Genomic DNA, 2,372 nt, shown 5'->3' on the forward strand with positions numbered 1-2,372 from the left:
CCTTCGGCTTTTCTATTCCGTTATTATTTGCTAAATTACGTGCAAATACCACGCAACAAACCATATACTAGACCGTTAGCAACAACCTGAAAAATGAGATACGTAAAACTAATTTCGATATTTATTATAATTCTAACTTTCGCAGGATGTTCAGTTAAGGAATATTATTTCCCAATGTCTGAATTGACTAAAGGAACAGTCTATAAATACGAATGTAAATCTGAACCAAGTAAAACCCAATATTGGAAATTAACTTCGGATTTAAAAAATCAAATTCTGACCACAGAAGCTTACGAAAGTAACTTTAGACAATATGAGTTATTTAAAGAAAAAATCACTGATAAAGGAACTGAAGTTATTGAATTTAAGAGTTATTTAAAAAATCAAAAAGGTCTTTCTCTTCCAGTATATAACATTCCGAAAGATGTTGACGTTTTTAAATGGAACACAAAAGAACCTTATAGATATTCCGCAGAAACTGAATATGACAAAAACACTAAAATGATATTTTCAAAAGAAAGAAAATATGTCGGAAAATCGAAAATAAATATTCTCGGAAAAGAATACGAAGCAATTAAACTGAAAGGAAATTATAAAACTGTAGTTGTTAATTCAACAGAGAAGTTTGAATACACTCAATACAGTTATTATATAAAAGGAATAGGTTTAGCGAAAATGGAAAAGGAATATTCAGACGGAAAAAAGGAAACTCTTGAACTGACTGAAATTATGACTATTGAACAATGGAATAAAAAGGCAGTTGCTAACACCGTGTATAATTAATTGCTTTTTTATGCTTACTTACGAAAATTCCTGCGGAATTTTCTCTGGCAAGTAAAAGTTTGCTAAATTAGCTACCCAACCACGCAACTAACCATACACAAGACCGTTGTAAGCAAGCTAAAAATGACATTCGAACAATTAAATAAACATATAATTCCGATGACCGAATTTACTCTTAAATGGAGATTTACGGAAGAAAAATATGATTGCTTGCCTGAACAACATCTGAATGAATTAAAACCGTTAGACAAAGTTGGAGCGGAATTTCTTGCTGATTTTTTAAGTGATTGTAAAGTCCATTGTGAATTGCCTTTTAAGAATGGAATGTTTCGGAATTTGGACAAAGCTAAAATTCTGAAAAATAATGACAAAGAAATAACGAAATGGCTTTACCAAAGAGCAATTCCTTTTGATAAAGAAGTTTTCCTTTCTTGGGACGGAAAAAACGGAATGATAACTAAATGGAAATTTGTAGTTAAATATTGGAATTCTATTTTTTATGGAGGAGCTGATGATTTGACAGTTTTTGCCCAAAGCCTTGAATGGACTTTGTTTTTTTTCCACGAAGACGAAATTCATTTCGGAACAAATAAAAATTATGAACCAATTGTGGGATTTGATGAAAAATGGTTTGTAATTTAAAAATAAGCGGAATAAAAAGCCTGCTTACAACACCGTATAAAAATAATTGCGGTTTAGTGCTTAATCAAAGGTCGTTGCGTGTTTGTAACGTCTGATTTTCCTTCGGAAAATCTTCGCATACAAACCCGCAACTATTCTTATACATAAACGTTGCCAACAATATTGAAAAAACTGCTTCAAATACTAATTCTACTATTAATCACGAGTTGTGGTTCAACAAAAAGTGCGTCTGACCGAATTGCGGATGAAAAATTTGAATTATGTTCTGAAATCAAATACGAACGATTGATAGACGAGTATAGTCCGACTAAAGGAAAACTAATTCTTAAACGGAATATTCATAGTTTACTTGAAAATTATCTCATTCAAGAAAACTATCTGACAGATATAAGTAAAAATGGATACTCGGAATTACTGAACAAAGCTATACGAAAAGAAATTGACCCTAAATTTTTTGCGAAATTTAAAGCTGATTTAGAATTTGACCCTTTGCTTTTGTTTCCACTTAATTATCAATCAGGTTGTTATGACTATTTAATCATTCAATTAAAAATATTGGACAAAAATAGTTGGCAATATAAATTCAGAGATGATTACTGGAAATCAGAAGTTGAAGGTTTTTTAATGTCTGACAACGGACATATAAATAATGCTCTAAATAAAATTCCAGAAGAAAAATTTGAAATGATTATTTATAGAAAATTGTTTTTGGATTTAATATATAGACATTTGAATTAAAAATACTGTTGGCAACATTGTATATAAAAAATTGCTATTTTGTGCTTAACCAATGTGAGTTGCTTTGTTTGCTTGCATCTGATTTTCCTTCGGAAAATCCTCGCACACAAACACGCAACATTTCATATACGTAACCGTTAGCTACAATATGAATCCAGAAACTGAATTAAAACGAATTTGTGAAAATTATAATGGTGTATTTGAGTACG

At 30.5% G+C, this 2,372-nt stretch carries 3 protein-coding genes; all 3 read left to right on the plus strand.

What is annotated here, in order from left to right; translation table 11 throughout:
* Positions 1 to 93: 93 nt before the first annotated feature.
* Positions 94 to 783, plus strand: a complete 690-nt coding sequence (locus tag HM986_RS17440) for a hypothetical protein (protein WP_179336323.1) — start codon at positions 94 to 96, stop codon at positions 781 to 783.
* Between the two features lie 123 nt (positions 784 to 906).
* The gene (locus HM986_RS17445; RefSeq protein WP_179336324.1) at positions 907 to 1,425 is read left to right on the plus strand and encodes a hypothetical protein; all 519 of its coding nucleotides are present in this window, start codon (positions 907 to 909) and stop codon (positions 1,423 to 1,425) included.
* A 150-nt stretch (positions 1,426 to 1,575) separates the two neighbouring features.
* Positions 1,576 to 2,163, plus strand: coding sequence for a hypothetical protein (locus HM986_RS17450; protein ID WP_218841467.1), 588 nt, complete (start codon positions 1,576 to 1,578; stop codon positions 2,161 to 2,163).
* Positions 2,164 to 2,372: the final 209 nt, after the last annotated feature.

This window comes from Winogradskyella costae, assembly GCF_013403865.1.
GTDB classification, from domain to species: domain Bacteria; phylum Bacteroidota; class Bacteroidia; order Flavobacteriales; family Flavobacteriaceae; genus Winogradskyella; species Winogradskyella costae.